This window comes from Saccharothrix sp. ALI-22-I, from assembly GCF_001984175.1.
Taxonomy (GTDB): domain Bacteria; phylum Actinomycetota; class Actinomycetes; order Mycobacteriales; family Pseudonocardiaceae; genus Actinosynnema.
Map to the genome: position 1 here is coordinate 757957 of NZ_MTQP01000067.1, position 22731 is coordinate 780687.

General features: G+C 68.5%; 28 protein-coding genes and 2 tRNA genes. 14 read left to right on the top strand and 16 right to left on the bottom strand.

All coding sequences use genetic code 11. The annotated features are described in order from the left end of the window. Nucleotides 1-67: 67 nt before the first annotated feature. The 9 genes from trpS to ALI22I_RS36015 all read right to left on the bottom strand — a co-directional run bounded on the left by trpS (nt 68) and on the right by ALI22I_RS36015 (nt 7800). Complete coding sequence (gene trpS / locus ALI22I_RS35970; protein WP_083752243.1) at nt 68-1096, bottom strand: tryptophan--tRNA ligase; 1029 nt, start codon at nt 1094-1096, stop codon at nt 68-70. Nucleotides 1097-1160: 64 nt separating this feature from the next. Then, the gene (locus ALI22I_RS35975; RefSeq protein WP_143532614.1) at nt 1161-1448 is read right to left on the bottom strand and encodes a hypothetical protein; all 288 of its coding nucleotides are present in this window, start codon (nt 1446-1448) and stop codon (nt 1161-1163) included. A gap of 140 nt (nt 1449-1588) precedes the next feature. After that, on the bottom strand, nt 1589-4129 hold the full coding sequence (locus ALI22I_RS35980; protein ID WP_077009981.1) for a bifunctional FO biosynthesis protein CofGH: 2541 nt from the start codon (nt 4127-4129) through the stop codon (nt 1589-1591). 117 nt (nt 4130-4246) lie between these two features. Beyond that, entirely contained in the window at nt 4247-4660 is a 414-nt protein-coding gene (locus ALI22I_RS54090; protein ID WP_338013532.1) for a HepT-like ribonuclease domain-containing protein, read from the bottom strand. After that, nucleotides 4657-4965 (bottom strand): nucleotidyltransferase family protein, encoded by a 309-nt coding sequence (locus ALI22I_RS35995; protein ID WP_077010179.1) that lies wholly within the window; start codon nt 4963-4965, stop codon nt 4657-4659. Before ALI22I_RS35995 ends, ALI22I_RS54090 begins: the two co-directional genes overlap by 4 nt. Before the next feature lie 16 nt (nt 4966-4981). Next, entirely contained in the window at nt 4982-5806 is an 825-nt protein-coding gene (locus tag ALI22I_RS36000) for an exodeoxyribonuclease III (RefSeq protein ID WP_077009982.1), read from the bottom strand. Between the two features lie 9 nt (nt 5807-5815). Further along, nucleotides 5816-6034, bottom strand: coding sequence for a hypothetical protein (locus tag ALI22I_RS36005; protein WP_077009983.1), 219 nt, complete (start codon nt 6032-6034; stop codon nt 5816-5818). 12 nt (nt 6035-6046) lie between these two features. Further along, complete coding sequence (locus ALI22I_RS36010; RefSeq protein WP_077009984.1) at nt 6047-6361, bottom strand: hypothetical protein; 315 nt, start codon at nt 6359-6361, stop codon at nt 6047-6049. A 218-nt stretch (nt 6362-6579) separates the two neighbouring features. Next, nucleotides 6580-7800, bottom strand: a complete 1221-nt coding sequence (locus ALI22I_RS36015) for an NADP-dependent isocitrate dehydrogenase (protein WP_077009985.1) — start codon at nt 7798-7800, stop codon at nt 6580-6582. 280 nt (nt 7801-8080) lie between these two features. Between ALI22I_RS36015 and ALI22I_RS36020 the strand changes: the two genes are divergently transcribed. After that, nucleotides 8081-8887: a metal-dependent hydrolase gene (locus tag ALI22I_RS36020; RefSeq protein ID WP_077010180.1), complete on the top strand. Its 807-nt coding sequence runs from the start codon at nt 8081-8083 to the stop codon at nt 8885-8887. A 142-nt stretch (nt 8888-9029) separates the two neighbouring features. Next, nucleotides 9030-9509: a hypothetical protein gene (locus tag ALI22I_RS36025; RefSeq protein WP_077009986.1), complete on the top strand. Its 480-nt coding sequence runs from the start codon at nt 9030-9032 to the stop codon at nt 9507-9509. A 38-nt stretch (nt 9510-9547) separates the two neighbouring features. On the opposite strand, the gene ALI22I_RS36030 is transcribed toward ALI22I_RS36025, so the two are convergent. From ALI22I_RS36030 to ALI22I_RS36045, 4 genes are all read right to left on the bottom strand, one after another. Further along, complete coding sequence (locus tag ALI22I_RS36030; RefSeq protein WP_077010181.1) at nt 9548-9805, bottom strand: Prokaryotic metallothionein; 258 nt, start codon at nt 9803-9805, stop codon at nt 9548-9550. Between the two features lie 41 nt (nt 9806-9846). Further along, on the bottom strand, nt 9847-10206 hold the full coding sequence (locus ALI22I_RS36035) for an MmcQ/YjbR family DNA-binding protein (protein ID WP_077009987.1): 360 nt from the start codon (nt 10204-10206) through the stop codon (nt 9847-9849). A gap of 13 nt (nt 10207-10219) precedes the next feature. Next, nucleotides 10220-10293: transfer RNA gene (locus ALI22I_RS36040), tRNA-Arg, on the bottom strand. Then, nucleotides 10294-10366: transfer RNA gene (locus ALI22I_RS36045), tRNA-Cys, on the bottom strand. Nucleotides 10367-10424: 58 nt separating this feature from the next. Here ALI22I_RS36045 and ALI22I_RS36050 point away from each other — a divergent pair. The 3 genes from ALI22I_RS36050 to ALI22I_RS36060 all read left to right on the top strand — a co-directional run bounded on the left by ALI22I_RS36050 (nt 10425) and on the right by ALI22I_RS36060 (nt 13209). Then, nucleotides 10425-11534 carry a J domain-containing protein gene (locus ALI22I_RS36050; RefSeq protein WP_077009988.1) on the top strand — a complete coding sequence of 370 codons (1110 nt, stop codon included), beginning with the start codon at nt 10425-10427 and terminating at the stop codon, nt 11532-11534. 305 nt (nt 11535-11839) lie between these two features. Beyond that, nucleotides 11840-12604, top strand: a complete 765-nt coding sequence (locus tag ALI22I_RS36055) for a Fic family protein (RefSeq protein ID WP_202971142.1) — start codon at nt 11840-11842, stop codon at nt 12602-12604. A gap of 35 nt (nt 12605-12639) precedes the next feature. Continuing rightward, nucleotides 12640-13209: an HhH-GPD-type base excision DNA repair protein gene (locus ALI22I_RS36060; protein WP_077009989.1), complete on the top strand. Its 570-nt coding sequence runs from the start codon at nt 12640-12642 to the stop codon at nt 13207-13209. On the opposite strand, the gene ALI22I_RS36065 is transcribed toward ALI22I_RS36060, so the two are convergent. Then, nucleotides 13196-14077 carry a DNA adenine methylase gene (locus ALI22I_RS36065; protein ID WP_077009990.1) on the bottom strand — a complete coding sequence of 294 codons (882 nt, stop codon included), beginning with the start codon at nt 14075-14077 and terminating at the stop codon, nt 13196-13198. The two genes, ALI22I_RS36060 and ALI22I_RS36065, sit on opposite strands and share 14 nt — an antisense overlap. Before the next feature lie 112 nt (nt 14078-14189). On the opposite strand from ALI22I_RS36065, the gene ALI22I_RS36070 reads away from it, so the two are divergent. Further along, the gene (locus ALI22I_RS36070; protein WP_077009991.1) at nt 14190-15842 is read left to right on the top strand and encodes a serine/threonine-protein kinase; all 1653 of its coding nucleotides are present in this window, start codon (nt 14190-14192) and stop codon (nt 15840-15842) included. Here the strand turns inward: ALI22I_RS36070 and ALI22I_RS36075 are convergent. Then, a complete protein-coding gene (locus ALI22I_RS36075) occupies nt 15779-16972 on the bottom strand; it encodes an MFS transporter (protein WP_077009992.1) in 1194 nt (397 codons plus the stop codon). The genes ALI22I_RS36070 and ALI22I_RS36075 overlap by 64 nt on opposite strands. A 76-nt stretch (nt 16973-17048) precedes the next feature. Between ALI22I_RS36075 and ALI22I_RS36080 the strand changes: the two genes are divergently transcribed. The 7 genes from ALI22I_RS36080 to ALI22I_RS36110 all read left to right on the top strand — a co-directional run bounded on the left by ALI22I_RS36080 (nt 17049) and on the right by ALI22I_RS36110 (nt 21055). Then, nucleotides 17049-17366, top strand: a complete 318-nt coding sequence (locus ALI22I_RS36080) for an ArsR/SmtB family transcription factor (protein ID WP_443216995.1) — start codon at nt 17049-17051, stop codon at nt 17364-17366. Next, a complete protein-coding gene (locus tag ALI22I_RS36085) occupies nt 17363-17758 on the top strand; it encodes a hypothetical protein (RefSeq protein ID WP_077009994.1) in 396 nt (131 codons plus the stop codon). Before ALI22I_RS36080 ends, ALI22I_RS36085 begins: the two co-directional genes overlap by 4 nt. Before the next feature lie 49 nt (nt 17759-17807). Then, nucleotides 17808-18584 carry an ABC transporter permease gene (locus ALI22I_RS36090; RefSeq protein ID WP_143532615.1) on the top strand — a complete coding sequence of 259 codons (777 nt, stop codon included), beginning with the start codon at nt 17808-17810 and terminating at the stop codon, nt 18582-18584. Further along, on the top strand, nt 18577-19374 hold the full coding sequence (locus ALI22I_RS36095; protein WP_077009996.1) for an ABC transporter permease: 798 nt from the start codon (nt 18577-18579) through the stop codon (nt 19372-19374). The genes ALI22I_RS36090 and ALI22I_RS36095 overlap by 8 nt, the downstream gene beginning before the upstream one ends. A 92-nt stretch (nt 19375-19466) precedes the next feature. Further along, nucleotides 19467-20327: an ABC transporter ATP-binding protein gene (locus ALI22I_RS36100; RefSeq protein ID WP_238598736.1), complete on the top strand. Its 861-nt coding sequence runs from the start codon at nt 19467-19469 to the stop codon at nt 20325-20327. A 37-nt stretch (nt 20328-20364) separates the two neighbouring features. Continuing rightward, on the top strand, nt 20365-20760 hold the full coding sequence (locus ALI22I_RS36105; RefSeq protein ID WP_077009998.1) for a bacteriophage spanin2 family protein: 396 nt from the start codon (nt 20365-20367) through the stop codon (nt 20758-20760). Between the two features lie 67 nt (nt 20761-20827). Then, on the top strand, nt 20828-21055 hold the full coding sequence (locus ALI22I_RS36110; RefSeq protein WP_077009999.1) for a DUF1918 domain-containing protein: 228 nt from the start codon (nt 20828-20830) through the stop codon (nt 21053-21055). Here ALI22I_RS36110 and ALI22I_RS36115 read toward each other — a convergent pair. Next, on the bottom strand, nt 20974-21687 hold the full coding sequence (locus ALI22I_RS36115; protein ID WP_077010000.1) for a TetR/AcrR family transcriptional regulator: 714 nt from the start codon (nt 21685-21687) through the stop codon (nt 20974-20976). The two genes, ALI22I_RS36110 and ALI22I_RS36115, sit on opposite strands and share 82 nt — an antisense overlap. 82 nt (nt 21688-21769) lie before the next feature. Here ALI22I_RS36115 and ALI22I_RS36120 point away from each other — a divergent pair, with 82 nt between their 5' ends. Beyond that, a complete protein-coding gene (locus tag ALI22I_RS36120; protein WP_077010001.1) occupies nt 21770-22678 on the top strand; it encodes an NAD-dependent epimerase/dehydratase family protein in 909 nt (302 codons plus the stop codon). The last annotated feature ends 53 nt before the right edge of the window (nt 22679-22731 follow it).

Sequence of the window (22731 nt, forward strand, 5' to 3'; positions counted from 1 at the left end):
TCGAGCTTCGACCCGGCCTTGGCCCCTACTTCTTCCGCCACACGGAAAAAGTTAGCCCGTGAGGTGATCACACGCCACTGGAGAGGAAGCCGATTCGCTCGTACGCCCTGGCCAGCGTCTTCGACGCCACCGAACGCGCCCGTTCCGCGCCGCGCGCCAGCACCTTGTCCAGCTCGGCGGTGTCGTCCAGGTACTCGGCCACCCGCGCCCGCACCGGCGTGACGAACTCGGTGAACACCTCGCCGAGGTCCTTCTTCAGGTCCCCGTAGCCCTTGCCGTCGTAGTCGGCGACCAGCGACTCGACCGACCGGCCGGTCAACGCCGAGTAGATCACCAGCAGGTTGCTCACCCCGGCCTTCGCCTCCGGGTCGTACACGATCTCGCGGCCGGTGTCCGTGACCGCCGACCGGATCTTCTTGGCCGACCGCTTCGGGTCCTCCAGCAGCTCCACCACGCCCGCGGGCACGGACTTCGACATCTTCGACGTCGGGTCCTGGAGGTCGTAGATCTTGGCGGTCTCCTTGACGATGTACGGCTCGGGCAGCCGGAACGTCTTGCCGTACCGGGTGTTGAACCGCTGCGCCAGATCCCGGGTCAGCTCCACGTGCTGGCGCTGGTCACCGCCGACCGGCACGTGGTGCGCCTGGTACAGCAGGATGTCCGCGGCCTGGAGGATCGGGTAGGTGAACAGGCCGACGCCGACGGACGACTCCTGCCGCGCGGACTTGTCCTTGAACTGGGTCATCCGGCTGGCCTCGCCGAACCCGGTCAGGCACTGCATGACCCAGCCGAGCTGGGCGTGCTCGGGCACGTGCGACTGCACGAACAGCGACGAGCGGTCCGGGTCGATGCCCAGCGCGAGGAGCTGCGCGGCGGACATGCGGGTGTTCTGCCGCAGCACCTTGGGATCCTGCTCGACGGTGATCGCGTGCAGGTCCACGACGCAGTAGAACGCGTCGTGCGTCTCCTGCAACGCCACCCACTGGCGGATCGCGCCGAGGTAGTTGCCGAGGTGGAACGACCCCGCGGTCGGCTGGATACCGGACAGCACGCGGGGACGGCTCACCGGAGCCGCGTTCTCGACAGGCTGCCCCACGGGCGCGCCTGCGGCGTTCTCAGCGGAGTTTTCGACGACCACGGGAGTGATTCTCCCAGGCGGATCAGACCGCCGTGGTGGCGGGCCGCACCTCGGTCTGGTTGTCGACCTCGACGACGACCGCTACCGCGGCGGCGGCTGCTGCGGCAGCACGCCCCACCGCGGCCCGGCGGTGCCGGACCAGGCCGGCCACCAGACCGATCACGCCGAACGCCACCGCCGCGATGCCGACCGGCGCCTCAAGGGAGACCGGGATCGCCACCGAACCGTCGGCTGCCACCGCGACACCTTCGATGACCAGGGATGACGCCGCGCCCAGGACCAGACCCAGGACCACACCGCGACCGCGCAACTGCCCAGCCTCCTCACCAACACCGTGTCACCCACGATGGAGTGAACCTTGTTGACGGACGGCCGCGAACCTACCGAAGCTATGGGGCAGGTGTGTTCGGATCGGGTTAACGCGACCGGCGGCAGAGTAACCAGAGCCGATCAAGCCCTCCAGCCCAGGGGTCGGCTCACGACGTCCACTCGGCCATACGTCGTAGTGCGCTGCCTGGCCGTTCGACCGGCCAGGGCCGCCGTGGTGTGCAGCTGCTCGGCGGTGCGCGCGGAGCCGTGCTCGGAGCCGGCCATCCGGCTGATGGTCTCCTCCATGAGCGTCCCGCCCAGGTCGTTGGCGCCGCCGCGGAGCACCTCGGCGGTGCCCTCGTCGCCGAGCTTGACCCACGAGCACTGGATGTTGTCGACCCGCCCGTGCAGGGCGAGCCGGGCGAACGCGTGCACGGCCCGGTTGTCCCGCCGCGTGGGGCCGGGGCGGGCCACGCCCGCCAGGTAGATCGGCGCGTTGCGGTGCACGAACGGCAGGCCGACGAACTCGGTGAGCCCGCCCGTGCGGTCCTGCAACGCCGCCAACGCCCGGAAGTGCCCGAGCCAGTGGCCGGGGTGGTCCACGTGGCCGTACATCATCGTGGACGACGAGCGGATGCCGACCTCGTGCGCGGTGGCCACCACGTCGAGCCAGGTCGCGGCGGGCAGCTTGCCCTTGGTCAGCACCCAGCGCACGTCGTCGTCCAGGATCTCGGCGGCGGTGCCGGGGATGGTGTCCAGGCCCGCGTCGTGCAGCTCGGTCAGCCACTCGCGCACGCTCACGCCGGCCTTGGCCGCCGCGCTGACGATCTCCATCGGGCTGAACGCGTGGACGTGCATCCCGGGGACCCTGGTCTTGATCGCCCGCACGACGTCGGCGTAGTAGGTGACCGGCAGCTTCGGGTCGATGCCGCCCTGCATGCAGACCTCGGTGGCGCCCGCGTCCCACGCCTCCTGGGCGCGGTCGGCGACCTCGGCCACGGACAGCCGGAACGCGTCCGCGTCCCGCTCCCGCTGGGCGAACGCGCAGAAGCGGCAGCCGACGTAGCAGACGTTGGAGAAGTTGATGTTGCGGTTGACCACGTAGGTGACGTCGTCGCCGACCACCTCGGCGCGCAGTTCGTCGGCGAGCCTGGCCATGGTCTCCAGGGCCGCGCCGTCGGCGGTGAGCAGCGCCATCGCGGCGTCCGTGTCGTCCAGGATCTTGGCCGGGTCCGACTCGGCGAGCCTGAGGGCGCGTGCGGCGTCCTCGGGCAGCCTCTCGACGGCCTTGGGGACGCTCAACGACGCCCAGTCGCCGTAGACGCTGTCGAAGTCGCCACGGCGGTCCTCGGTGCGCCCCTCGGTGTCGATGGCGGTGTTCAGGTCGGCCCGGCCGTAGGTGTCGAGCCCGCCGTCCGGCTCCTGCCAGTCGCGGCCGACGACCGGGGCGTCCGGCTCGGCCAGCCCGTCCTCCCGCGCCAGCGCGGAGACGTGCGCGGTGAGGCGGGTGTCGATCCACTGGCCGGCGGTCGCGGTCACGTACCGCGGGTAGACGGCGAGGCGTTCTTGCAGGTCGAAGCCCGCTTCGCGGGTGTGCTCGGCGAGCGCGTCCACCTGCGGCCACGGCCGTTCGGGGTTGACGTGGTCCGGCGTCACCGGCGACACGCCACCCCAGTCGTCGATGCCCGCGCGCAGCATCAGGCCGAACTCGCCGCCGACCAGGTTCGGCGGCGCCTGCACGCTCGTGGACGACGGCATGACCAGCCGTGCCACCGCGATCGTGGCGGCCAGTTCGCGCAGGTCGGCGTCCGGCATGCCGCGCATCGCGGTGTCCGGCTTGGCGCGGAAGTTCTGGATGATCACTTCCTGGATGTGCCCGTACTGGCGGGCGATACCGCGCATGGCCAGCAACGACTCGGCGCGCTCTGTGATCGTCTCGCCGATGCCGATCAGGATGCCGGTGGTGAACGGCACGTTCACCCGGCCCGCGTCGGTGAGCACCCGCAGCCGAACCGCGGGTTCCTTGTCCGGGCTGCCGTAGTGCGCGCCGCCCTTCTCCGACCACAGCCGCTCGGCCGTGGTCTCCAGCATCATCCCCATGCTGGCCGCGACCGGCCGCAGCCGCTGCAACTCCTCCCAGCTCAGCACGCCGGGGTTGAGGTGCGGCAGCAGTCCGGTCTCCTCCAGCACGGCGATCGCACTGGCCCGCACGTAGTCCAGCGTCGAGGAGTAGCCGCGCGCCTCCAGCCACTCGCGCGCCTGCGGCCACCGCTCCTCGGGCCGGTCACCCAGCGTGAAGAGAGCTTCCTTGCAGCCCTGGGCGGCGGCCCGGCGGGCGATGTCCAGCACCTCGTCCCGTTCCAGGAACGCGGCGGGCAGCTTGTGCGGGACGGTCGCGAACGTGCAGTAGTGACAGCGGTCCTGACACAGGCGGGTCAGCGGGATGAACGCGTTGCGGCTGTAGGTGACGACGCCCGGCCGCCCCTCCGCCAGCAGGTGTGCGTCGCGCACCCGGCCCGCGGCGTCCAGCAGCACGTCCAGGTCGTCACCGCGGGCGTGCAGCAGCACGGCGGCCTCGGTGACGTCCAGCACGGCGCCGTCGGCGGCACGGCGCAACGCGCGTCGCATCGCCGACGGGCTCGGCGTCGGCTCCGGCGGGGTGATCGAGATGTCCACGGCCACGACAACGACCTTATGTGCGGAAAATTCCTGATCAGGCCAGGAGTGATTTCCAGCACTGCGGACTTCCCGCGTTCTACCGGTGCTCTAGCGGTGCTCTTGTGGTGTTCTAGTGGTGTTCTAGCGGACCGGTGCCCTCCCGGCGACGAGGAGTTCGGTGTTGCGGTCAGTAACCGCGCCGACCGCGTTCGGGTCGGCGTGCGGGTCGTTGAACGCGAACTCGCGGGCCAGTGCGGCGAGGCCGCGGGGCGAGAAGTCGTCGTAGTCGGCCTGGTAGGGCGCGTCACCGTCGACCAGGGTCGTGAACAGGGACGCGGAACGCGACGATCCGATTGACGTCCGGATGGCCGACGCGAGCTCGGCATCCACCTTGCGAAGCTGGTTCAGGGCTTCACCGATGATCTCGAACTGCCGCTCGACCGCCGACCTCAGCATGGCGTCCGACTCGTAGTCCGTGAACGACTTGCCCGCACTGAACTGACGCAGCAGGTCAACGGCGTGCAGCGCGTCCCAGAGGTTAGGCGCGGGGATCAGGCCGCATACAGCTGTTCCCTGGTTTCCATCACGCGCTGCCGGAAGTAAGGGTTGCGGATGCTCGAACCGCTCACGAGATCGACCTGTCGGTTGAAGATCCGCTCCAGCCCTTCCTTCAGGGCGAAGTAGTTGCCGAAGTGGTCGAAGCCCGGCCGAACGTCGAACTCCACCAGAACGTCAACGTCACTCGACACCAAGTCGAACGAGTCACCGACAGCGGACCCGAACACGTCCAGACGTCGGACGCCCAACGCACGGCACAGCTCCTCGACCTCGGACAGTCTGGCTGCGATGATCTCGTGCACGGACGTCACCTCCCGCTCACGATTGTGCCTGATCTCCGGCCTGCGGCCAGTCAAACGTCACCGTCACGGGAGCGTGGTCCGACCAGCGCTCGCCGTAGGTGGCGGCGCGTTCGACCACGGCGGTCTTCGCGGTCCGGGCCAGGCCCTCGGTGGCCACGTGGAGGTCGATGCGCCAGCCGGAGTCGTTGTCGAACGCCTTGCCGCGGTACGACCACCAGGTGTACGGGCCGGTCGCGTCGGGGTGCAGGGAGCGCACGACGTCGACATACCGGGCCTCACCGAACACGCGGTCCATCCACGCGCGTTCCTCGGGCAGGAACCCGGACGACTTCTGGTTCGTCTTCCACGCCTTCAGGTCCTCCGGCCGGTGCGCGATGTTCCAGTCGCCGCAGACCAGCACCTCGCGCCCGTCGGCGGCGGCCTTGTCGCGCAGTTCCACCAGGTACGGCAGGAACGCGGCCATGAACCGGTCCTTCTCGTCCTGCCGCGGCGTGCCGACGTCACCGCTGGGCAGGTAGAGCGACGCCACCACGACGTCGGCCAACTCGACCTCGACGTACCGGCCGGAGTGCTCGAACTCCGACACCCCGAACCCGATCCGGACGGCCTCCGGCGCGACCCGCGTCAGCACCGCGACCCCGTTGCGCCCCTTCACCTCGGAGTGCGCGTGCGCCACGTGCCAACCGGAAGGTGCCCGCACCTCGTCGGACAACTGCCCCGGCTCGGCCCGCACCTCCTGCAGGCACACGACGTCCGCGGACGTCGCGGCCAGCCACTCCAGGTAGCCCTTCTTGGCGGCCGCACGCAGCCCGTTGACGTTGATCGTCGAGACAGTCAGCACCGGCGCAGCCTATCCGCGCTCGGCCACCGCCCAGCCGTACGGGTATTCCGCGCCACACCGCGCGCAGAACGCGACCAGCCCCATCATCAGCACCAACGGACTGCTGCCCTCGGGTGACGGCACCCCGGCGATGTCGTGCCCGTCCACCGACGCGCGCAGAGCGGGCCACTCCGGCTCGCACGCGCACGTCACCACGTCACGGCGGAACGGCCGCCACTTGAAGAACATCCACCAATCACATCACGCGCAACTGCTGTCCGAGGTGGGCGTCACGAACTCGTCCTTCACCCACCGCCCGTCGGACAGCAACCGGAACCCGTTCACCACCTGCCGTTCGGCCCCCGCCACCGCGTCACGCCGCATGGTCGCCACGATCGGCTGGGTGTCGGCCGGCCCGGACCGGACGTTGAGGATGTCGGCGATCACGGTCACCCTGCACTCGCGGGCGGCGACTTCCTCCACCCCCAACTTCTTCACCTCGTTGGTCACGTACATGAACCCGGCCGCCGCCAGCACCCCGACGACGACCAGACCACGCGTAGGAATCCCGAACATCACGCCTCCCCGGCACCTCTTCTGAAGTGCAGATATAGCGCGCCGGACACCGGCCTACACCGGCCCCGGCCACAATCCACTCCACCGGGAAACCGAACGGGTGAGCCCGCTACCCGGACAGACCCGGACGGGACCGGACGGACCCGGACAGTGCTCCGGAGACGGATCAGGGGACCGCCCGGAAGCGGTCCCCTGATCAACCTCGCGAAGAACAGGCGTCAGCCGGCCATCTTCTTCTGGAGGTTCTCGTCCAGCGTGCCGAGGAAGTCCTCGGTGGTCAGCCACTCCTGGTCCGGGCCGACGAGCGAAGCCAGGTCCTTGGTCATCCGGCCGCTCTCGACGGTCTCGACGATGACCTGCTCCAGCGTCTCCGCGAAGCCCGTCACCTCCGGCGTGCCGTCCAGCTTGCCGCGGTGCTTCAGACCACCCGTCCACGCGAAGATCGACGCGATCGGGTTGGTGGAGGTCGGCTTGCCCGCCTGGTGCTGGCGGAAGTGCCGGGTGACCGTGCCGTGCGCGGCCTCGGCCTCGACGGTCTTGCCGTCCGGCGTCATCAGCACCGACGTCATCAGGCCCAGCGAGCCGAAGCCCTGCGCGACCGTGTCGGACTGCACGTCACCGTCGTAGTTCTTGCAGGCCCAGACGTAGCCGCCCTCCCACTTCATGGCGGCGGCGACCATGTCGTCGATCAGGCGGTGCTCGTAGGTGAGGCCCGCCGTGTCGAACTGCGCCTTGAACTCCTCCTCGAACACCTTCTGGAAGATGTCCTTGAACGCACCGTCGTACGCCTTGAGGATGGTGTTCTTGGTCGACATGTACACCGGGTAGTTGCGCTGCAACCCGTACGAGAACGAGGCCCGCGCGAAGTCCTCGATGGACTTGTTGAAGTTGTACATGCCCATCGCCACGCCGCCGTCGGGGCCGTAGTTGGCGACCACGTGCTTGATCGGCTCGGAGCCGTCCTCGGGCGTGAACGTGATGGTGAGCTCACCCGCGCCGGGGACCTTGAAGTTGGTCGCCTTGTACTGGTCACCGTGGGCGTGACGGCCGATGATGATCGGCTTGGTCCAGCCCGGCACCAGCCGCGGGATGTTGGAGATGATGATCGGCTCGCGGAACACCACGCCGCCGAGGATGTTGCGGATCGTGCCGTTCGGCGAGACCCACATCTTCTTCAGGCCGAACTCCTCGACCCGCGCCTCGTCCGGCGTGATGGTGGCGCACTTCACGCCGACGCCGTGCTTCTTGATGGCGTGCGCGGAGTCGATCGTGACCTGGTCGTCGGTCGCGTCCCGGTGCTCGATGCCCAGGTCGTAGTACTCGAGGTTGACGTCCAGGTACGGGTGGATCAACTTGTCCTTGATGAACTGCCAGATGATCCGGGTCATCTCGTCGCCGTCAAGCTCGACGACGGTCCCCTGAACCTTGATCTTGCCCATACTCAGGGCGCTCCTCTCGCGACAATGCAAGCAAGACAAGCGTACTGCTATGTCGGGTTGCTTGCGTCCACCTCGACTGAAAAGGGAACGGCGTCACACCGGCAGGACGCCGCGGACGGGGTGGCACGGGTGTTCTCCCGCCCAATACAACCAGCCGCGCCGCCGGTCCGCTCCACGGGGACGATCCAGGGCCGGAATCGAACACGCGTTCGCGGTTGCCGCCGCCGCACGCCGACAGCCCGCTAACCTCGCATCCGAACGAGTGAACAAGGGGGCAGCGTTGTCGACGGGTCCAACCCACGCCATGAGCGGTCTGCTGGCCTGGGCCGCAGTGACCGCCATCGCGGAGAACCACCCCATCGGCCAGCTCACGCCGCAGAGTTGGGCGGTCGGCGCGGTGCTCGCCACCGGCGCCGCCCTGCTGCCCGACCTCGACCACCCGTCGTCCACCATCTCGCGCACGTTCGGGCCGATCAGCGCGGGCGCGTCCGCGCTGATCAACACGATCAGCTCGTTCGTCTACCGCACCACCCGCACCCGCAAGGACTCGAACCGGGACGGCGGCCACCGCGGCCTCACGCACACGCTGGTGTTCGCGCTCGCCGCCGCGATCGGCACGACGGCCGTAGTCCAGCAGTCGCAGAAGTGGGCGCTGCCGGTGCTGATGTTCGTTTTCGCGGGCCTGGCCGTGCGCGGCATCATGAACGACTGGTGCCCGCAGAGGGACGCCCTGCTCATCACCGGTGTCTCGGCCGCGATCACCTTCGCCTGCGTGGCCTGGACCGCGCAGACACCGGCCAGTGCGGCGGCGTGCGGCGTGGCGGTCGGCGTCGGCTGCGTGGCCCACTACCTGGGTGACGCGATCACCGAACAGGGCTGTCCGATCCTGTGGCCGATCCCGCTGATGGGCAAGACGTGGTTCCCCGTCGCACCGCCGAAGATCATGCGGATGCAGACCGGCGGCAAGGTCGAGATGGCGATCGTCGGCCCGTTGATCACGATCCTGAGCGTCTGGCTGTCCGCCGCGGCCCTCCAGCAGGCGGGCGCGATCCCGTTCCTCGAAAGTTTCGACCTGCTACCTATCTAGATTTCAGATAACGGCCATTCGGCGGCTACCACTTCATCACCCGATCGGACTAGTCTCCACGAAATCCCGTCCCGCGCTGACCCGCGTCGAGGAGGACTTTCGTGCCCCACCACACGCACGACAACGATGTCGAGGCGGCCGGATGACCACCTGGCTCGGCTTGAACGCCGGTCACGAGGACCAGGTGACCGCCGACACCATCGCGGTGTCGCTCTACGAGACTCTGCTGTTCCACGCCCAGATCGTGTGCGTGCACGACGTGGGAGGCCGGCACGCGATCTCGTTCCGACTCACCGACGAGCCGTCCGAGAACACCGTGTCGACGCTGCTCGAACGCGGTTACGGCGTGGCCGTGCACAACGGCAGCCTGCAACGGCTCGCCGGGCCCGAATCGCTCACCCGCGGCGCGCTGCGGGCCGCGTTGGCCCACCGCGACCGGAGTGAGGGACGGGCGTTGCGGTTCCCCGGTCAGCGCACGCTGCGCGGTCGCTACGGCGTGTCGGACATCCTCGCGTTCAGCGCGATCGAAGAGGTCCTGCCGCACGGCACCAAGAGCGTGGACGCGCGCGGCGACCTCCAGCCGGTGTTCGTCAACGGCCGCCTGGTGCTGGACTGCGGTTAGTACCGACCCGCTGACCTGCCGGACTTGCCGAACCGCGGTCAGCCCGGGTGGGCGCCGACGGTGTCCCTGATCTCCGCACCGAGGCTGTCCGCGCTGCGCGCGCAGTGGGCGCAGCAGAAGAACCGGCCCTGCACCTCGACGCCGTGGCCGAGGATGCGGCAGTCGCAGTGCTCGCAGCGCGGTGCCAGGCGTTGGGCCGCGCACTCGAAGCTGTCGAACGTGTACACACCACCGCCGACCGTGCGGACCTCGAAGGCCATCCAGTAGTCGTTGCCGCAGACGTCGCAAGTCGCCATGGCGGAAGCCTGCGCCGGCCCGCGCACCCCGGCAACTCGGGTTACTCCAGCAGTGCGACGAGCCGTTTGGGCGCGACCTGGCGGTAGGCGTCCCGGACGAGTTCGGCGACGGCGTCCCAGTCGACGTCCACGTCGAGGTAGACGCCGAGCCAGCCGCGGTGCCCGACGTAGGGCGGGCGGAAGTACCGGTCCGGCTCGCTGCCGACCAGCGCCTCCTGCACACCGGGCGGCGCCGCGCACCAGAACGCGACACGGTCGTCGTGGTGGTGGTCGTTGAACGTCACGAACAGCTTTTTCTCGCGCACGAACCACGCCGGCCCACCGTGGCTGAGCCGTTCGCTCGCCTCCGGGAACCCCAGGCACAACTCCCGCAACCGCTCCAGCGATCCCACGCCTGCCATCCTCACCACCGAGCGGACCAGGCCGGACTCGAACCGGCGTCCTCCCTCCACGCAGGAGGGCGCGTCAACCACTGCGCTACATGGTCCCGAGCCGGGCCGGATTCGAACCGGCGTCCTCCCCCCGTGCAGGGGGCGCGACAACCACTGCGCTACCGGGCTCCTACCCCAAACCTAACCATGACCACGGGCCGGGAGACAGTGCCGCTAAGGTCTGCCGCGTGCGCGGGGTCGACTACTACGAACTCCTCGGGGTCGGTCGCAACGCGTCCGAGGCGGAGATCAAATCTGCCTACCGCTCCCTGGCCAAGGTCATGCACCCGGACGCGGGCGGGTCCTCCGGCACCTTCCGCATGCTGCAAGAGGCATATGACACCCTGCGAGATCCGTCCCGCAGACGTGACTACGACCGGGGTTGGGCGTTCACCCGTCCGGGCGCTAGACCGACGTCGCCGACCCGTCCGCCGCGCTCCGGCCGGACCGGTCGGTTGCGAAACTTCGGCGAAGATCCCGACTTCGTACCTCCGAAGCCCGCGGTGGACCTCGGCGGCATCGCGTGGTGGCACCTGGTCGACGTGGCGCAGCGGATCCGGTACGTGCCCAACCTCGCTCCCGGCCACGCGCCCGCGTTGGCCGCCATATGCGGGTGGTTCTTCCTGCTGCTGCCCGTCGTCACGCTGGACTTCTCGCCGCTCGCGTTGGGCGTGTGGCTGCTGGTCGTCGCCGCCGCCGCGGCCGCGGCGTTCCGGTTGGTGCGGCGGTACCTTGCGGCGATCCGGGCCGACCGGGCGTTCACCCTGGACCACGACACCGGCGTGGTGCACGGGACCACCGACGACCGGGTCTGCGAACGGCTCACCGCGGACCTGCTCAGCCAGTACCTGACCCGACTGCCCGGTGTGCGGATCTTCCACGGGCTGGCCTGGCCGGGCTCGGTGTTCGCCGACGTCGACCACGCCGTGCTGTGCGGGCGGAAGCTGGTGCTGATCGAGTCGAAGTCGTGGCTGCCCGGCCACTACGAGGCCGAGGACGACGGCACGGTGTGGCGCAACGGCCACCCGTTCCGGGGCGGCGGCATGCGGATGCCGCGCAGCCTCGCCGTGTACCGGAAACTGCTGCCGTGGCTGGACATCCGGACCGCGCTGCTGGTGTACCCGAGCCGCGCCGGCGTGGTGACCACGGAGGAGCCGGCGGACGCCGTCGTGCCGCCGATGACGCCCGCCCAGTTCGTCGAGGAGATCGGCGACTGGCTGGCCGAGGACCCGGCCACGGTGGACCGCGAGGCGTTGCGCCTGCTCATCGGACAGGTCGTGCCGATCGTCCGGCAGTGATGACCGGTTGACGCCGGGCGGTTGGCGCCGGGCGGTCAACCGAATGGCGCATGTCTCGGAGTCGGTGGCGAGCTACGTTTCGGCCAACCCACCGGGGAGGAGCGGGGGCGGATGAAGGTCGACGTCTTCAACGAGGTCCAAGACCCGCGCCCGTGGCCGGAGGGGCACCAGAACGCGCGCATCACGGAGGCGTTGGAGCAGATGCCGGAAGCACCCCTGACGCGATAGTTGTTCGGTACAGTTAGCTCCCCTTGATCCGAACAACTTCGAGGAACCACGCGGCTGGACGCCCATCACGAGCGGTCGTGTACCAGCGGTTGGACGAGGCCGTGGCCGAACTTCGCGTGCGCCCCGGCGGTCTGCCCGCCCCGGCCGAAGCCGAGGACATCTGGTCCAACATCTGGCATCAGGAAGCCCACAACAGCACAGCGCTTGAAGGCAACACCCTTGTCCTGCAAGAAGTCGAGAGACTCCTCGACGAGGGACGTGCAGTGGGGCGCGAAGCCGCTCAGGGACTACATGGAGGTGCGCGGCTACGGCGACGCAGCACAGCGGGTGTGACGCGCGACTGGGTCGGAGAGACGAACAAGCTTCGTGACATCGGCGACGAGCCACTACCGGGAGCACTGGTCCGAGCCCACAACTCGTTGGAACAGATCCACCCGTTCCTCGACGGCAACGGCCGTGCGGGACGGTTGGCGCTCAACCTGTTGCTCGGACGGCTCGGGTACCCGCCGGCGATCATCTTCAAGCGAGACCGGGACAAGTACCTCCAGGCGATGAGGTGTGCGGATCGCGGGGAGTACGGCCCACTCGGCGAACTGATCGCACGCAGCGTCACTGCCAACCTCTACAAGTTCGTCATTCCAGCCGTGGCCGGTCCGGTGAAGCTCGTACCACTCGCCGCCCTCGCCACCAGCGAGTTGAGCGAGAACGCGCTTCGCGTGGCATCGATGCCCGGGCGCTTGCGCGCGATCAAGGGCGACGATGGTCTGCGGCGCAGCAGTAAGAACTGGGTCGACGAATACCGACAGAACCGACACCGGCGCGTCAGCGACCGCTCCTCTTGACAGCGCGCGACTACGCCCGTGCCACCATTACCGCCATGACGCGCAAGGTGTGCCTGGCCCAGAACCCGGAAGCGGACGAACTGCTGGCCGACGACATGTTCGCGCTGCTCTTGGGCATGCTGCTGGACCAGCAGATCCCGTTGGAGAAGGCGTTCAGCGGGCCGAAGGTGTTGGCCGATCGGCTTGGGGCGTTGTCCCCTCAGGTGATCGCGGACGCTGATCCGGAGGGGTTCGCTGCGGTGATGGCTGCGCCGCCGGCGGTGCATCGGTTTCCTGGGTCGATGGCCAAGAGGGTGCAGGCGTTGGCCCAGGCGGTGGTCGAGGAGTACGGCGGGGACGTTTCCCGGATGTGGGCGGACGGGGACGGGGCTGTGGTGTTGAAGCGGCTCAAGGCGTTGCCGGGGTTCGGGGAGCAGAAGGCTCGGATCTTCCTGGCGTTGCTGGGCAAGCAGTTCGGGGTTCAGCCGGACGGGTGGCGGGAGGCTGCTGGGGCGTACGGGGAGGACGGGTCGCGGCGCAGTGTCGCGGATGTCGTGGACCAGAAGTCGTTGCTGGAGGTGCGTGCCTTCAAGAAGGCGGCCAAGGCGGCGGTCAAGAACGGTTAGGCGGGGTTGTCGGGCTTGTCGGGCCTGGGGAGTTGATCTTGTAGTTGGTGAAGACCAGGTCCGAGCTGACGCGTTTGGTCGATTGCAGGTTGATGTCCCTGCGGGTGGGCATCTCGAAGACGTCGAACTCGGCGAATGTGTTTTTTGTTTCATCGGTATTGCTGTTGGTGAGGGTGAGGAAGACGCCGCGAGATGAAGCGTCGCGCATCGCTGCGGCCAACCTCTCGTGGTCTGCGCAGCCGAATTGTTCGGCGGTGTAGCGCTTGAAGTCGGAGAAGCCGCCGACGGGGATGTAGGGTGGGTCCAGGAAGACCCAGTCGCCGGGCTTTGCGCGCTGTAGTTGTACTTCGAAGTCGTTGGTCGATATCTCGGCGAAGGCCAAGGCCTTCGCGGCGGCGAGCAGGACGTTTCGGTTGTAGTAGGGGCGATCGTAGGCGCCGTACGGGGCGTTGAACCGGCCTTTTTTGTTCACGCGCCACAGGCCGCGGAACGATGTCTTGTTGAGGTAGATCACCCGGGCGGCGCGCTCGGCGGCGGTGAGTTCTTCGGGTTCGAGGCTTTTGACTTCCTCAAAGAAATCGCGACTGTTGGGCATCCTGTCCAGGTGCTGCATGACGACTGCGGGGTCCCGGGCGACGACCTGGAAGCAGACGACCAGCTCTTGGTTGGAGTCGGACAAGAAAGCCTCGGCGGGGCGGTGTGCGAAGAATACGGCCGCACTTCCCATGAACGGTTCGAAGTACCGTCCGCGGTAGGGCGGCGCGATCGCCACTAGTTGATCGACGTAGCGGGTCTTGCCTCCAGCCCATTTGAGGAACGACCGGCCATCACCGCCGGCGCTACTCGCGGATTGGAGGCTCGTCGTCATCACCTGGGCATCTTCGCGCACAGGCGGCGGTGGCCGGGTAGGTCGGTGCACGGCTTCGCGAAGGCGGCTGAAGCGGGCGGTGAGAGCGGCGGTGAGCGGCTAGAGTCCCGACGTGCAGTTGCCGGGACTCTCCGATCTCACGCCGTTGGGCCAGGGTGGTTTCGCCACCGTGTACCGCGCCCGTCAGGTCCAGTTGAACCGCGAGGTCGCGGTCAAGATCGATAACCGGGTGTTGCAGACGGAACGCGATCGGCGGCGGTTTCTGCGGGAGGCGCACGCTGCTGCGCGGCTGTCCGGGCATCCGCACGTCGTGTCCGTGCACGACGCCAACTTCACCCCGCAGGGCACGCCCTACCTGGTCATGGAGTTGTGCACGGGTGGGTCGTTGGCCGACGTGATCCGGCGTGACGGGCCGTTGTCCGCGGACCGGGTGCGGCAGTACGGCGTGCAGTTGGCGGACGCGTTGGCCGCCGCCCACGCGGAGGGTGTGCTGCACCGGGACATCAAGCCGGGCAACATCCTGCTCGACCGGTACGGCACGGCGAAGCTCGCCGACTTCGGGCTGGCGGCGCTGCTGGACGCTGAAGGCTCCAGCACGGTCACGCGGGACGCGTTGAGCCCCAGCTATGCGCCGCCTGAGGCGTTCGCGATGGCTCAGCCGACGCCTGCCGCGGACGTCTACGCGCTGGCCGCGACTCTGTACGACCTGCTCGCGGGCAGGCCTCCTCGGCCGGTGCCGTGGCCGGTTGAGTCGTTCGACCACCTTGGGGACGTGCTGCGGTCGCCGGTGCCGGCGGTGCGGGGTGTGCCGCAGGAGCTTCACGACACGTTGGTGCGGGCGCTTGAACCGGATGTCGCCCGACGTACGCCCAGTGCGGTGCAGTTTCGGGACGAGTTGAGCCGGATCGTCATGACGACGGTCGCCGGTCCGACGGTTCCGGTGGTGGGTGCGGTGGGCGGGCCGGCCGCAGGTGCGATGTCCGGGCCCGATGCGGTGGGAGGGTCGGCCGCGAGTGCGGTGGCGGGGTCTGGAGCGGTGTCGGGACCGAACGTGGCGTCGTGGCCTGGCGCGGGGGTGAATGCCGGGCCGGGGATGACGCCGGGGCAGCCGCAGGTCGGCGCCGGGCCGCAATTCAACGGGCCTCAGTACTCGGGACCGCAGAACTCCGGGCCCCAGTACGCGGGTCCGCAGTACTCCGGACCGTACGGCGCGGGTTACGTCCGTCCGCCCACCAAGAAGCCGTGGGCGCTCGTCATCGGAGCCGCGGTGCTGGCCACGGTGGTCGCCATCGGCACGTGGTGGTGGGCGACGAGGTCACCCGACACCACCACCTCGCCGGGCGGGCAGACCACCACTAGTACGACCGGTAAGACGCTCCCGCCGCCGCACCTCAAGGAGTGCGCGACGGGGTACTGCGTCGCCGAACCGACCTGCTACCGCGGCATCACCTCGATCGGCGGCTTGGCGTCTACCGCACGTCGGGTCGGCGACTGTTCAGAGGAGCACTACTGGGAGGCGTTCGCGGGCGGCTGGTTGTCCGGGCCCGTGCCGAAGGTCGACAGCGACGAGTTGGTGAGGGCACCAGAGGTCGCCAGTGTCTGCACGGCCGAGGTGATGAAAGCCAACACCCGGCCGGCGGTGGACACGTCGACCTGGGAGTTCACCGCGGTCGGGTTCGAGGACGGCGAGGAGACGTACTTTCACTGCTTGGCCAGTCCGACCGAGGGCGGCGAGCTGACCACCAGCGCGTTCGGCGGGTCCTGAGGCTTCAGCGCGAAGATCAGCATCACCAGTGCCACCAGCGCCAGCAGCGCGGCGATCGGCGCCAACGGCAGCAGACCGGCCCAGCTGATCACCAGCCCGCCGATCACGCCGGACAGCCCGACGCCGAGGTAGATCGCGGACGCGTTGAGCGACAGCAGCAGGCCGCTGTTGGCGGGCGCCAACTCGATCAGCCAGCTCTGGATCGGCGGGTTCGCCGACCACGTCAGCGCGCCCCACACGAACAGCGCGATGCCGGCCGACACCGGGGTCGTCGTGGTCAGCGGCAACGTCGCCAGCACGACGGTGAAGCAGCTGAACAGCACGACGAGCAGTTTGCGGGTGTCGAACCGGTCGGTGAGACGTCCCGCGGCCCAGTTGCCGAGCGCCCCGCCCAACCCGTACGCGACCAGGAGCACGCTGATCACGGCGCCTTCCACGCCCGCGGTTTCGGTGAGCAGCGGTGCGATGTAGTTGAAGACGCTGAACACGGCGAGGCACGCGAGCACGGTCAGCCCGAGGACCATCAGCACGCGCCGGTCGGCGGCGGGGGCGAAGCGCTCACGCAGTCGGACGACCGGTGGGGCCTCGACGCGCGGCAGCCAGAGCCGGACGGCGACTGCCGCCAGCACCGAGACGACCGCGATCAGCGCGAACACGCCCTGGTAACCGAGGGGTCCGCCGAGCAGGCTGCCCGCTGGGACGCCGAAGACCAGCGAGAACGTCAGTCCGCCGAACACGAGCGCGACAGCTCGGCCGCGGTGTTCCGGTGGGGTGAGGACGGTGGCGACCAGCGTCGCGCCGGGCGTGTAGACGGCCGCACCCAGGGCGCTGATGACCCGTGCGACCAAGAGCAACGGGTAGTTGGGCGCGATGGCGGCGAGCAGGTTGCCGAAGGCGGAGACACCGAGGGCGGTGACGAGGAGTGTGCGGCGTTCCCACCGGCCGGTGAGCGCGGCCAGCAGCGGTGACGAGATGGCGTAGGCGATGGCGAACGCGGTGAGCAGTTGTCCGGCGGTGGCGTGCGAGACGTGCAGTTCCTCACTCACGGCGGGCAGCACGCCGGAGACGATGTACCCGCTCGTGCCGATGGTGAACGCACCGGCGGCGAGCAGGTAGGTGCGGGCGGACATGGGTGCTCCCCGATCGAGTGACGGTTCGACGAGCACCGTACTACGACATCCGTCAAAGTTCGACCGATGTCGTAATATGCGGGGTATGACCACCTTGCTCGCCCACCCGGAGCGGGACGAGATCCGGATAACGGCGGTGCTGCACGCGCTGGCCGACCCGGTTCGACTCCAGATCGTGCGCGCGCTCGCTTCGAAGGAAGAGGGCATTTCGTGCGGTGTGCTGGACCTGGGTGTGACGGCGTCGACCCTGACGCACCACGTGCGGACGTTGCGCGAGGCGGGGGTGGTGCGCGTCCGACCGCAGGGGACGGCGCGGATCAGCTCGCTGCGGCGGTCTGATCTGGACGCGCTGTACCCCGGTCTGCTCGACGGAGTGCTGGCGGCGCGGCAGTGAGCGACGCGAACGACTGGGAGTGGGTTCGCGTGCTGGCTCAGGGGCGGGTGTACGACGAGGAACGGTCCGCCGCGAATCGGTTGGCGTGGGCGGCGGTGGCGTTGGCGGCGTCGCACGGTGGTGAGCGGAGTGGGGTGCCGCGGTCGCGGGCGGTTGCGGATCGGTTCGCGTTGCGGGCTCGGTTGGTGCGGTCGTTGGGGGCTTGGGCGGCTGATCCTGATGTGTTGACGGCTGACGTGCTGGCCGAGGTGCTGGCTGAGGGCGGGATTCCGGGGCGGTACCAGAAGCTTGTGGCGCGCGCGATGGAACCGGTTGTGCCGCAGGTGCGGAATGGTGCGTTGCGGGAGCGGGCTGAGCGGTGGCTGGCCGGGGTTGGGTCCGGCTCGATTTGACATGAGCACTTAATAAATGCAGTTGCGGTCGTTCCTAAGGTGAATAGACGTGCGCGCTTACACCCGTCTAGCGCTGGCCGGCTTCCGCAGATACTCCACCTACCGACAGGCGATGGTCGCCGGGATGGCGACGAACATCGCGTTTGGGCTGCTCAGGATGGCCGTACTGGTCGCGGCCATTGGGCAGGGGCCCATCGCGGGCTATGACGTCGCGGCTACGGCCACGTACGTGTGGCTTGGCCAAGGGCTCATGGCCTTTGTCCTGCTCTACAGCGACAAACAGCTCTCTGACCGCATTCGCAGTGGCGATGTGGTGATCGACCTCTACCGGCCCTGGCATCTTCAGCTGGCACTGCTCGCCGAGGACGTCGGGCGGGCCGGGTACGCGGCGGTGGTACGGCTTGTTCCGCCTGTTGCCTTCGGCGCGGTGTTCTTCCCGTTCCGGTGGCCGTCCGCCGGCACGCTGCCGCTGTTCGCGGTCAGTGCTGTGCTTGCGCTGGTCATCAGCTTTGGGATGCGATTCCTGGTCAACGCGACCACCTTCTGGTTGCTCGACAACCGCGGCGTCCACGGGCTCTACATGTCCTGCACCTGGGTGCTCTGCGGGTTGGCGGTGCCGATCGCGTTCTTCCCCGACTGGGCGAGGGACATCCTCTGGTCCACGCCTTTCCCTGCCATCTTCCAAGCGCCGATCGATGTCTTCCTCGAACAGGGGGCGCCGGGGACGATCCTGGTCAACCAGGCGTTCTGGGCTGTCGTCGTTCTCGTCGCGGGTCATTTGGTACTGAACCGTGCGGTGCGGAAAGTGGTGGTTCAGGGTGGCTGAGAGTGTCTACGTCAGAATCATCGGCGCACGTTTGCGTGGCCAGATGTCCTACCGCACCTCATTCGCGTTGCAGTGCCTCGCCCAAGCGGTCACGCAGCTCGGCGAGTTGTTGGTCATCCTTGTCCTGTTCAACCGGGTCAGCGCTCTTGGTGGCTTCTCGGTCAATGAGGTCGTCCTGATGTACGCGATCGCGGGTACCGCGTTCGGCATCGCCGATATGGTCGCGGGACAGCTGGACCAACTGCCGACCTACATCCGCACTGGCACGTTCGACGTCGTCCTACTGCGGCCGCTGGGCACGCTCGCTCAGATGATGACCTCTGACGTGCAGCTGCGGAAGATCGGCCGGGTTGGCGCGGGGCTGGCGACACTGGTCTACGCCGTGAACCACAACGACATCGGGTGGTCACCGTTCACGGTGTTGCTGGTCGTGGCGGCGCCCATTGGCGGCGCGGTGATCTTCGGGTCGATCTGGATCATGGCCAATGCGATTTGCTTCTGGCTGGTCGACGGTCAGGAGCTGGCCAACACGGTCACTTACGGCAGCAGCGCGTTCACCTCCTATCCGGCCACTGTCTACGGACCGTGGCTGCGGCGCTTCTTTGCGTTCGTCATTCCTGGTGCGTTCGTTGCCTACTACCCGAGCCTTGCGTTACTTGGCCGTCCGGACCCGTTGGGCGGTCCTGCGTTGTTGGGGTGGATTTCGCCGTTGGTCGCCGTGGTGGCGGCGGGGGTTGCAGGATTGGTTTGGCGGTCGGCTGTTCGGCACTACCGGGGGACTGGGTCATGATCGAGGTGCGGGAGCTGCGTCGTGAGTTCACGTTATCGACGAAGGTCGGGCGGTTCAGGAGGGAGAAGCGGACTGTCCTTGCGGTGGACGCGGTGAGCTTTGACGTTGCGGCGGGTGAGGCCGTCGGGTACGTCGGCCCGAACGGCGCGGGGAAGTCCACCACGATCAAGATGCTCACCGGAGTCCTGGTGCCGACGTCCGGGCACGTCCGGGTGTCCGGTGTGGACCCGTCACGGGGCAGGCGGGAGCTGGCCAGGCGGATCGGCGTGGTCTTCGGGCAGCGCAGCCAGCTCTGGTGGGACCTGCCGCTGAGGGACAGCTTCGACCTGCTGCGCGCCATCTACCGGGTGTCGCGGGGCGACTACGAGGCCCGGCTGCGGGAGTGCGTCGAGCTGCTCGACCTCGGTCCGTTCCTGGACACCCCGGTTCGGCAGCTGTCCCTTGGCCAGCGGATGCGTGGCGAGGTCACGGCGGCCCTGCTGCACGGTCCTGAGCTGCTGGTGCTCGACGAACCCACGATCGGGCTCGACCTGGAGTCCAAGGAACGCCTGCGCGAGTTCCTGGCCGACCTCAACACCCAGCGCGGGACCACGCTGCTGCTCACCACGCACGACCTGGACGACATCGAGCGGTTGTGCCCCCGGCTGGTGGTGATCGACCGTGGCACGGTGCTGGCCGACGGGCCGCTGGACGAACTGCGTGCCGAGGTGGCGCCGGAACGCGTGCTGGTCGTGGACCTGGAGAAGCCGGCCGAGGGACTGGACGACCTGCCCGGCGTCACGGCGACCCGGACCGAGCTGAACGGACTGCGACACCACCTCACGTTCCGTCGCGCCGACACCACGGCGGCGGCGCTCATCTCGGCTGTCGCGGCCCGTGCCGAGGTGCACGATTTGGTGGTCGTCGAGCCCGAAATCGATGACGTGGTGCGTCGTTTGTACGCACGTCGGTAGAGTCGGACGAAACGGTCAGCTTAGAACGGGAGCCCTTATGCGTGCAGGTCGTCCGGTTGCCACCCTCCTTCTGGCGCTGGGGCTCGTCGGCGCGGTGTCCGGTTGCGAGGCCGTCCAGCAGGCCTCGGACACGGCGAACCAGGTCGGCCAGGCCGCGGACAAGGCAACGCTGTGCATCGAAGCGCTCAAGCTCGCGGGCTTCACCCCCGACGCCACCGACCCGCAGAAGGCGCTGGAGGAGACCCAGAAGAAGGCCCAGGAGCTCAACGACCTCGCCGCGAAGGCGGGCGACACCACGCTCCAGAACGCCATCACCGGCGTCTCCGACACCATGAGCAAGGTGACGCTGGAGGACCTGAACCCGGCCAACATCGCGACCTGGTCCCAGGCCAAGCTGGACCAGGTGGCGAAATTGACCGCCGCCTGCGGCTGAGCGGAAATGCCAGGCTGTCGGTACCTTCGGAACAGTCCTACGCTGTGACGCACCGGAGGTGTTGCAGATGCACGCGACAGTAGGCGACCGGTTGCACGTCCACAGCCGCGCGGTGGGTCTCGACGATACGATCGGCGAGATCCTGGAGGTACGCGGCTCGGAAGGTGCACCCCCATATCTGGTCCGCTTCTCCGACGGCCATGAAGGGCTGGTCTACCCCGGCCCCGACAGCCTGGTCGAGCCTCGGACCTCTTCCGAATCAACCAGGAGCAAGGACTCGACCTCGGCGCGGTAGAGCAGCGCCGGGTCGATGCCCATCGGCCCGAACTGCCCGGTCACCTCCAGGCTGAGCACTCCGTGCAGTCTGGTGAAACCGCGCAGGCCGGTGAGCAGCACGGCGGGGGGCACGTCGCCCTCGCCGCGCGAGTCCGCCCACGCCACGAGCTGAGCGTCCAGTGTGGACGGCTCAGCCGTGGCTCTCCCCGGTGCTGCCCCTTCGTGCGGCAGCACGCTCAGAAACGCGCTCATGGTGCGGTGTGCGGCCATGAGGGTGTCGTCCGGCGCCTGGTAACCGGGTAGCGGCGTGCCGAACAGCAGCATGTACCGGTGCGGCTGGCCGACCCCCCACGACCGGAACGCCTCCCCGAACGCACGCACCCGATCGGGCGGTTCCGCGCCCTCCGACGCCGCGACCGCCGCCTCGACCGTGTCCGCGAGGTCGTGCCACGCGTCCCGGACGAGGTCGTTCAGCAGGTCGTCGCGCCCCTTGAAGTACCGGTAGAGCGCCGGACCCGTCACGCCCATGCGCTTGGCGATGGCGTTGACCGAGATCCCGGCGATCCCCTGCTCCGCCAACTGCTCCAGCGCGATGCGCTTGGCTTCGACCTTCGTCTCCTCGCGGAACCGCTCGCGGCGAACGTTGACCACTTCTCCCCACCTCCTTGACAAACATACTCTAACTTGTGTTAGAAACTCTAACAAGAGTAAGAGGCTAACACTAGGGGGAGCCGTGACGGTGGTCGTTCTGGGAGCTGGTCGGGGCATCGGTCGCGAGATCACCCGGCAGCTGGTGGCCGAGGGCCGAGAGGTCCGCGCTGTCACACGTTCGGGTGGAGTTCCGGAGGGCGCGCAGGACGTGCGCGGCGACCTGATGGACCGGGCGTCCGCGCTCGACGCCGTCAAGGGCGCGTCGGTGATCCACCTGGCCGCGAACGTGCCGTACACGAGCTGGGCGGACACGCTGCCGACGATGGTCGAGAACACCATCGCCGCCGCCGAGGCCGTGGGCGCGAAGATCGTCTTCGCGGACAACCTCTACTCGTACGGCCCGGTGTCGGGCCCGTTGACCGAGACCACGCCGGAACGGCCGGTGGGCCCGAAGGAGAAGCTGCGCAGCGAACTCGGCCGGCGCTTGCGGCAGGCGTCCGTGCCGGTGACGACCTGCCGGTCGTCGGACTACTACGGGCCGGGCGGGATCGGCTCGCTGCCCGGCGAGCTGGCGATCAAGCCGATGACCCAGGGCAAGGGCGCGACGTGGTTCTGGTCGCTGGACGTGCCGCACACGTTCGCCTACCTCGCCGACACGGCACGGGCGCAGATCGTGCTGGGCGACGACGAGCGGGCCGACGGGAAGATCTGGCTCACGCCGGCCGCCGAAACGTTGACCGTGCGGGAGTTCATCGCGCTGACCGGCCGGGTGCTGGGCAACACGCGCAAGCCGCTGCGGCTGCCGTCGGTGGCCGTCACCGTGAGTGCGTTGTTCGACAAGAGGTTGCGCGGTATGGGCGAATTGCAGCACCAGCGGACCAAGCCGTGGGTGGTGGACCACTCCGCGTTCGACGCCGCGTTCGGGCCGTTTCCGGTCACGCCGCACGAGCAGGCGATCGCGGAAACGGCGCAGTGGTACCGATCCGCGTGAACACCGGCGCGGCGGCGTGAGCGAAACGGCAACCCGGGAACGCTCCCGCCGCC

Excerpts from the sequence above, each read along its gene's own strand:
- ALI22I_RS36110 (WP_077009999.1), top strand. The coding sequence starts at position 20,828 with ATGCACGCGACAGTAGGCGACCGGTTGCACGTCCACAGCCGCGCGGTG.
- ALI22I_RS36080 (WP_443216995.1), top strand. The coding sequence starts at position 17,049 with ATGCGGGGTATGACCACCTTGCTCGCCCACCCGGAGCGGGACGAGATC.
- ALI22I_RS36005 (WP_077009983.1), bottom strand. The coding sequence starts at position 6,034 with ATGTTCTTCAAGTGGCGGCCGTTCCGCCGTGACGTGGTGACGTGCGCG.
- ALI22I_RS36060 (WP_077009989.1), top strand. The coding sequence starts at position 12,640 with ATGACGCGCAAGGTGTGCCTGGCCCAGAACCCGGAAGCGGACGAACTG.
- ALI22I_RS36010 (WP_077009984.1), bottom strand. The coding sequence starts at position 6,361 with ATGTTCGGGATTCCTACGCGTGGTCTGGTCGTCGTCGGGGTGCTGGCG.
- ALI22I_RS36030 (WP_077010181.1), bottom strand. The coding sequence starts at position 9,805 with ATGGCGACTTGCGACGTCTGCGGCAACGACTACTGGATGGCCTTCGAG.
- ALI22I_RS36035 (WP_077009987.1), bottom strand. The coding sequence starts at position 10,206 with ATGGCAGGCGTGGGATCGCTGGAGCGGTTGCGGGAGTTGTGCCTGGGG.
- ALI22I_RS36025 (WP_077009986.1), top strand. The coding sequence starts at position 9,030 with ATGACCACCTGGCTCGGCTTGAACGCCGGTCACGAGGACCAGGTGACC.
- ALI22I_RS36105 (WP_077009998.1), top strand. The coding sequence starts at position 20,365 with ATGCGTGCAGGTCGTCCGGTTGCCACCCTCCTTCTGGCGCTGGGGCTC.
- ALI22I_RS36015 (WP_077009985.1), bottom strand. The coding sequence starts at position 7,800 with ATGGGCAAGATCAAGGTTCAGGGGACCGTCGTCGAGCTTGACGGCGAC.
- ALI22I_RS36075 (WP_077009992.1), bottom strand. The coding sequence starts at position 16,972 with ATGTCCGCCCGCACCTACCTGCTCGCCGCCGGTGCGTTCACCATCGGC.
- ALI22I_RS36065 (WP_077009990.1), bottom strand. The coding sequence starts at position 14,077 with ATGACGACGAGCCTCCAATCCGCGAGTAGCGCCGGCGGTGATGGCCGG.